The organism is Rhodococcus sp. NPDC127527, from assembly GCF_042672245.1.
GTDB lineage: Bacteria > Actinomycetota > Actinomycetes > Mycobacteriales > Mycobacteriaceae > Rhodococcus_G.
The window spans coordinates 37,858-44,229 of the sequence record NZ_JBHXVP010000021.1 but is presented as its reverse complement, the minus strand read 5'-3'; the positions used below and the strand labels follow the sequence as shown (position 1 = coordinate 44,229).

Below are 6,372 nucleotides of genomic sequence, written 5' to 3'. Positions count from 1 at the left end.
TTCGCGCTCGGCTGTGTGGGGCCTTTCCCGCCCCCCCCCCCCCCCCCCCCCCACCACTGCGGCGGAGCCGCATCACACGACCATTGCCGGGAGGTCGCGCTCGACCACCCCGCCGAGCGCGCGGTAGGCCGCGGCGACACCCGTCACCGCGGTCCGCAGTTCCTCCTCGCTGCGGGCGTACGGCAGTCGGACGTACCGCTCGAACGCGCCCTCGAGACCGAAACGCGGGCCGGCGGCCAGCAGTACGCCGTGGTACGGGGAGGTCGCGGCGAGGGCCGTGGACATCGGCGTCGGCAACTGCATCCACAACGCCAGCCCGCCGCTGCCCGGCGTGCACCGCCAGTCGGGCAGCTCCGCGGCGACCGCGTCGAGCAGGGCGCCGCGCTGACGCCGCAGTTGCGCACGGCGTTCCGGCAGCAGTCGGTCGGCCGCGCCGAGCAGCGACACCGCCGCCAACTGCTCGAGCACCGCGGTACCGAGGTCGAGCGCCGAGCGCACCGCGACCAGCGCGCTGATCATCGCCGGCTCCGCGCGGATCCAGCCGATCCGCAGTCCCGACCAGTACGACTTGGACGCCGACCCGACGCTGATCACCTCGGCCCGGCCCGCGCCCCGGGCGAAGGCCGCGACCGGCGCCGGCGGCTCGATGTCGAGCGCCAGGTCGGACATCGTCTCGTCGATGATCAGCGTCATCGACGTCTCGCGGGCGATCTCCACCAGCCGCGCGCGCCCCGGCTCGTCGAGGCAGTACCCGGTCGGGTTGTGGAAGTCCGGCACAAGATAGGCCAGCTTCGCGGCGGTCTGCCTTGCGCTGCTACGCAGTCCGTCGAGGTCCCAGTCCCGTTCGGCGAGCCGGAGCGGCACCGGCACCGGACGGGCGCCGGCTCTCTTGATCGCCTCGATCGCGTTGGTGTAGGTCGGGTGGTCGATCAACACGCGCTCGCCGGGCCCGGCGAGCACGTCGAGCAGCAGCACCAGCGCGTGCTGGGCGCCGGAGGTGATCATGATCTGCTCCGGGTCGGTCGGCAGCCCCCGGCGCCGGTACCGCTCGGCGACGGCCTCCCGCAGCACCGGCAGTCCGGTCGGCTCGAGTCCGTGCCCGCCGAGGTACGCGGGCAACGCCTCGAGCGCGGCCGCGTACGCGGCCCGGACCTCCGGCACGTGCGCCGACATCGCCGCGCAGGTCAGGTCGACCGGCGGGCCCACGGCCGGCTCGCCGAACCCGGCCCGCGGCGGCACCGGGGCCCGGCCCGCGACCAGGTCGGGCAGCGCGACGGTGCTGCGCGAGCCCTGCCTGCTGACGAGGTAGCCCTCCTCGCGGAGCACCGCGTAGGCGGAGGTGATCGTGGTGCGGCTCAGTTCGAGCACCGCGGCGAGGTCGCGCTCGCTCGGCAGCGCGACACCGAGCGGGATCCGGCCGTCGAGGATCAGCAGCCGCACGCTGTCGGCGAGCGCACGGTACGCGGGCAGCGCGGCCCGGCGCCTGCCGGCGGGGCCGTCGTCCTGCCACTTCCCGAGGTCGCGGGCCAGGGTCGTCGCGCCTATCACTCGCACAGCCATACAGGCCAGTGTCCTTCAACTGGATATTTATTGCAATGCCAATTGGCCGCAGGATGGTCGCATGCTCCCCGCCCTGGTCTTCCTCGCCGTCCTCGCCGTCCCCGTGACGGCGCACCTGCTCGTCCGCCGCACACGCGGCACCGGACTGTTCCGGATCGAGCAGTTTCGCCCGGCCGCGCCGCTGGCCGGGGCGCTACCGGAGGATCACGACGCCGCCCGCGCCTACCGCGACCTGCAGGCCGTGCTGTCCCACCACGAGTTCGCGACACTCGCCAACCCGTCACCGCACCACTGACCGAGCACGAAACCAGTCCAGTTGAACCGAACTGGACTGGTTAGGTCGGCAGCCGCCCGGGTCAGCCCAGCTCCGCGTGGCGGTAGCACCAGCGCCACACCTCGCCCGGCTCGTGCGATCGCATGACGGGGTGTCCGGTCTGTTCGAAATGCGCGGTCGCGTGCCGGTGCGGACTCGAGTCGCAGCATCCGACGTGCCCGCACGTGAGGCAGATCCGCAGGTGCGCCCAGTTGTCTTCGCCGAGCGCCGTGCACTCCTCGCAGAGGCCCGGCGTGCGCGGCTCGGGATCCGGTCCGGTCGCGGACGCCAGCTCGTCGCAGGGCACGTCCGGGGCCGCACCCGTGGATCCGTTTCGGACGCGGTCGGTGGCGCGGCGGAAAATTCTCTTCATCGCCATCCATCCTGCATGCTGCTGGGTGCGATATCCACGCCCCCGACCGCCGGACGGAGAACGCCGTGAACGTGGCCCTGCTCGCTGTCGCGGTGGCGGCGCTGCTCACCGCCGCCGTCGCGCGCCGCTTCAACTGGTCGGCCCCGCTGCTGCTGGTCCTGGTCGGACTGGTCGGATCGCAGCTCCCCGGGGTCCCCGACACCGCACTCGATCCCGATCTCGTGCTGTTCGCGGTGCTGCCACCGCTGCTCTACTCGGCCGCGCTCGACAGTTCCTCGCTGGCGCTGCGCCGCAATGCGCGCCCGATCGGACTGCTCGCGGTCGGACTGCCGCTGGCCACCACCGCCGTCGTCGGCGCGGTCGCGTACCTGACCATTCCCGAACTCCCCCTCGCCGCCGCCCTGGTCCTCGGCGCGGTCGTCGCGCCGCCGGACGCGGTGTCCGCCAGCGCGATCGGGCGACGCCTCGGCCTGCCCCGTCGGATCATGACGCTGCTCGGCGGCGAGAGCCTGCTCAACGACGCGACCGCACTGACGGCGTACCGGGTCGCGCTCGCGGCCGCGGTCGGCACCGGCGTGACCCTGATCGAGGGGGTGCGCACCTTCCTCGGTGCCGCCATCGGCGGCGCCCTGATCGGCATCGGGGTCGGGATCGTCGTCGCCGCGATTCGGTCGCGGCTCTCGGATCCGGTGATGGAGAGCGGGATCGGGCTCCTCGTCCCCTTCGTCGCCTACCTGGTGGCCGAGGAGGTGCACAGTTCCGGGGTGATCGCGGTCGTGGTCGCCGGCCTGTATCTCGGCCAGCGCGCGACCCGCGCCGGATACGCGACCCGCCTGCAGGACACCGCGGTGTGGAAGGCCGTCGACGTGGTCCTCGAATCGTTCGTCTTCCTGCTGATCGGGCTGCAGCTGCCGGGTGTCGTGCAGGGTCTCCACGGCCGCAGTGTGGCCGGTGTCGTCGGCGCCTCGGCCGCCGTGCTCGTCGTCGTGATCGCGGTCCGGCTGCTGTGGGTCTACCCGGCGACCTTCCTCCCTCGGCTGCTGTCGGCGCGGATCCGCGAGCGGGAGCCGGCGCCGAGCGTCCGGGCGGTGTTCATCGTCGCGTGGTCCGGCATGCGCGGGGTGGTCTCGCTGGCCGCCGCGTTCGCGATCCCGTTGACCGTCAACTCGGGCGGCCCCTTCCCCCAGCGGGAGATGATCCTGTTCGTCACCTTCGTCGTCGTGGTCGGCACCCTGCTCCTGCACGGACTGACCCTGCCCTGGCTGATCACCCGGCTCGGCGTCGGCGACGAGGAGGAACGCCGCGGGGACGCGATCGCGCTGGCCGCCGCGCAGGACAAGGCCGCGCGGGCCGCGACGGAACTGCTCGACAGTCTGGTCGACAGCGGCACCGGGGACCCCGCTGCCGTCCGTCAGCGGGCGGCGGAGATCCTGCGCACCTGGAGCGAGCACCGCGCCCACGCGGCGTGGGAGCGGCTCGGGCGCAGCGAGGACGAGCTGGGCGAGAGCCCGTCCGCCGCGTTCCGTGCACTGCGCCTGCAGATGCTCGCGACGGAGCGGGGCGTCTTCATCGCGGAGCGGGACAGCGGGCGGATCGACGACGAGGTGTTGCGGCAGGTGCTGCGCGAACTCGACCTCGAGGAGGCGACCCTGAACCGCGAGTGAGCTGACGCATACTGGACCCGTGACCTCGTTGGGATACACCCTCTTCGCCACGCCGATCGGCCGGTGCGCGGTGGTCTGGGGCGAGCGCGGGATCGTCGGAGTCGCGCTGCCGGAGGGCTCGGACGCGCTCACGACGGAACGGGTCTCGCTGTGGTTCCCCGCCGCTACCGAGAGGGAGCCCGATCCGGCCGCGCGGCGGGCGATCGACGGCGTCGTCGCCGTCCTGACCGGTGAGCCCGATCCCCTCGCCGACGTCGAGCTGGACCTGGCTGCGGTCCCCGACTTCGACCGCCGGGTCTACGCGGTGACCCGTGCGATCACGCCGGGCTCGACCCTGACCTACGGCGAGGTCGCGGCCAGGATCGGCAGCCCCGACGCGGCGCAGGCGGTCGGGCAGGCGTTGGGTCGCAACCCGGTTCCGCTCCTCGTGCCGTGCCACCGCGTGCTGGCGGCCGACGGCGGCGTGGGCGGCTTCTCCGCGCACGGCGGCACCGTCACCAAACGTGCTCTGCTGGCGCTCGAGCACACACCCGGCTTCGACGACCCGACCCTGTTCTGACGCGGCAGAACTCGCCGCACCGCCGAGACGACGAACCCCCGCCCGGCGGGATCGCCGGGCGGGGGTTCGGGTCAACCTTGGTTCAGCGCAACACGTCCCGGCGGACGATGGTCTCGTCGCGACCCGGTCCGACACCGATGCAGGAGATGAACGCGCCGGAGAGTTCCTCGAGCCGCAGCACGTAGTTCTGCGCGTTGACCGGCAACTCCTCGAAGGTACGGCAGTGCGAGATGTCCTCCCACCAACCCGGCATCTCCTCGTAGATCGGCTTCGCGTGGTGAATCTCGGTCTGCGACATGGGCATTTCCTCGTAGCGCACCCCGTCGACCTCGTACGCGACACAGATCGGCACGGTGTCGAGACTGCTGAGCACGTCGAGCTTGGTGAGGAAGTAGTCGGTGATGCCGTTGACTCGCGTTGCGTAGCGGGCGATCACGGCGTCGAACCAGCCGGTGCGGCGCGCGCGACCGGTGGTGACTCCGACCTCGCCGCCCTGCTTGGCCAGGTACTCGCCGTGGTTGTCGAACAGCTCGGTCGGGAACGGGCCCGAGCCGACGCGGGTGGTGTAGGCCTTGAGGATGCCGAGCACGGTGGTGATCTTGGTGGGACCGATACCCGAACCGACCGACGCGCCACCGGAGGTGGGGTTCGACGAGGTCACGTACGGGTAGGTGCCGTGGTCGACGTCGAGCAGGGTGCCCTGCGAGCCCTCGAGCAGCACCGTCTCGCCGCGCTCGAGCGCCCGGTTGAGTTCGAGCCGGGTGTCGGCGATCCGGTGCTTGAAACCCTCCGCCTGCACGAGCACCTCGTCGACGACCTGTGCGACGTCGAGCGCCTTGCGGTTGTAGATCTTGACCAGCACCTGGTTCTTGAACTCGAGTGCCGCCTCCACCTTCTGGGTGAGGATCTTCTCGTCGAGCACGTCGGCGACGCGCACGCCCACCCGGGCGATCTTGTCCTGGTAGCAGGGGCCGATTCCGCGGCCGGTGGTGCCGATCTTCCGGGCACCGAGGAACCGTTCGGTGACCTTGTCGATGGCCACGTGGTACGGCATGATCAGGTGCGCGTCGGCCGAGAGCAGCAGCCGACTGGTGTCGACTCCGCGGTCCTCGAGGCCGGCGAGCTCGGTGAGCAGCACACCCGGATCGACGACGACGCCGTTGCCGATGACGTTGGTGACGCCCGGTGTGAGGATGCCCGACGGGATCAGGTGCAGCGCGAACTTGTCGCCGTTCGGCAGGACGACGGTGTGACCCGCGTTGTTGCCGCCCTGGTATCGCACCACCCACTGCAGGCTTCCGCCCAGTAGATCGGTAGCTTTGCCCTTGCCCTCGTCGCCCCACTGGGCTCCGATCAGGACGATTGCCGGCATGACGTTGACTCCTACGGTTGACGGGCATCTGTGCATGTCTCAGCGCAGAGGCCAGCCGTCCGCAGACAGTGGCCGAAAGGACAGTTTAGTCCAGTGCCGCCGCGGCGCCGGACCTCGCATCACCGAGCGCGTCGAAACCCGCCGCGCCGTGCCACCGCTACGCCGCGCGATGCGCATGCGCCCACGGTGCCGGGCTCACCTGGACCTCGAGTCCGGCCCGGTCCGCCGCCGAGCGAATCACACAGGTCGGCGGGCCCCACACGGCGCCGTCCACCTGCAGGTAGATCGGCCGGTCGGGGTCTCCGCCGAGCAGGTAGCTGAGACCTCGGCTCATCCGGAACTGGCTCATCGCGTGCGCGCCGATCCGCCGAGGAAGGTCGTCCGACCCTGCCCGTGCGTCCGACTCCGCCGGGTCCAGCAGCAGTTCCTCGTTGGTTGCGTTGACCACGGTGACCGTCACGGTTGTCATCGGATTCACCCCAGCCTGTCGATCGGCTCAACTAACCCGTAACACGAACGCGTTCCGAGCCC

The 6,372-nt window shown here is 71.5% G+C and carries 7 protein-coding genes; 3 read left to right on the top strand and 4 right to left on the bottom strand.

Going from position 1 to position 6,372, the window contains the following annotated elements; all coding sequences use genetic code 11:
* Positions 1 to 72: 72 nt before the first annotated feature.
* Positions 73 to 1,560: a PLP-dependent aminotransferase family protein gene (locus ACFVH2_RS23745; protein ID WP_378427629.1), complete on the bottom strand. Its 1,488-nt coding sequence runs from the start codon at positions 1,558 to 1,560 to the stop codon at positions 73 to 75.
* Between the two features lie 61 nt (positions 1,561 to 1,621).
* Between ACFVH2_RS23745 and ACFVH2_RS23740 the strand changes: the two genes are divergently transcribed.
* The gene (locus ACFVH2_RS23740) at positions 1,622 to 1,855 is read left to right on the top strand and encodes a hypothetical protein (RefSeq protein ID WP_378427631.1); all 234 of its coding nucleotides are present in this window, start codon (positions 1,622 to 1,624) and stop codon (positions 1,853 to 1,855) included.
* Positions 1,856 to 1,916: 61 nt separating this feature from the next.
* Here ACFVH2_RS23740 and ACFVH2_RS23735 read toward each other — a convergent pair whose 3' ends face one another.
* The gene (locus tag ACFVH2_RS23735) at positions 1,917 to 2,246 is read right to left on the bottom strand and encodes a UBP-type zinc finger domain-containing protein (RefSeq protein WP_378427633.1); all 330 of its coding nucleotides are present in this window, start codon (positions 2,244 to 2,246) and stop codon (positions 1,917 to 1,919) included.
* 65 nt (positions 2,247 to 2,311) lie between these two features.
* Between ACFVH2_RS23735 and ACFVH2_RS23730 the strand changes: the two genes are divergently transcribed.
* Positions 2,312 to 3,910, top strand: coding sequence for a Na+/H+ antiporter (locus ACFVH2_RS23730; protein WP_378427635.1), 1,599 nt, complete (start codon positions 2,312 to 2,314; stop codon positions 3,908 to 3,910).
* 19 nt (positions 3,911 to 3,929) lie between these two features.
* Positions 3,930 to 4,469, top strand: coding sequence for a methylated-DNA--[protein]-cysteine S-methyltransferase (locus tag ACFVH2_RS23725; RefSeq protein WP_378427637.1), 540 nt, complete (start codon positions 3,930 to 3,932; stop codon positions 4,467 to 4,469).
* Positions 4,470 to 4,551: 82 nt separating this feature from the next.
* On the opposite strand, the gene ACFVH2_RS23720 is transcribed toward ACFVH2_RS23725, so the two are convergent.
* Positions 4,552 to 5,841, bottom strand: coding sequence for an adenylosuccinate synthase (locus ACFVH2_RS23720; RefSeq protein ID WP_378427639.1), 1,290 nt, complete (start codon positions 5,839 to 5,841; stop codon positions 4,552 to 4,554).
* Positions 5,842 to 5,998: 157 nt separating this feature from the next.
* Positions 5,999 to 6,310 (bottom strand): hypothetical protein, encoded by a 312-nt coding sequence (locus ACFVH2_RS23715; protein ID WP_378427641.1) that lies wholly within the window; start codon positions 6,308 to 6,310, stop codon positions 5,999 to 6,001.
* Between the last annotated feature and the right edge of the window lie 62 nt (positions 6,311 to 6,372).

What these genes read in the sequence shown, in the direction of transcription:
- ACFVH2_RS23720 (WP_378427639.1), bottom strand. Translation starts at nt 5,841, where the DNA reads ATGCCGGCAATCGTCCTGATCGGAGCCCAGTGGGGCGACGAGGGCAAG.
- ACFVH2_RS23735 (WP_378427633.1), bottom strand. Translation starts at nt 2,246, where the DNA reads ATGAAGAGAATTTTCCGCCGCGCCACCGACCGCGTCCGAAACGGATCC.
- ACFVH2_RS23715 (WP_378427641.1), bottom strand. Translation starts at nt 6,310, where the DNA reads ATGACAACCGTGACGGTCACCGTGGTCAACGCAACCAACGAGGAACTG.
- ACFVH2_RS23745 (WP_378427629.1), bottom strand. Translation starts at nt 1,560, where the DNA reads ATGGCTGTGCGAGTGATAGGCGCGACGACCCTGGCCCGCGACCTCGGG.
- ACFVH2_RS23740 (WP_378427631.1), top strand. Translation starts at nt 1,622, where the DNA reads ATGCTCCCCGCCCTGGTCTTCCTCGCCGTCCTCGCCGTCCCCGTGACG.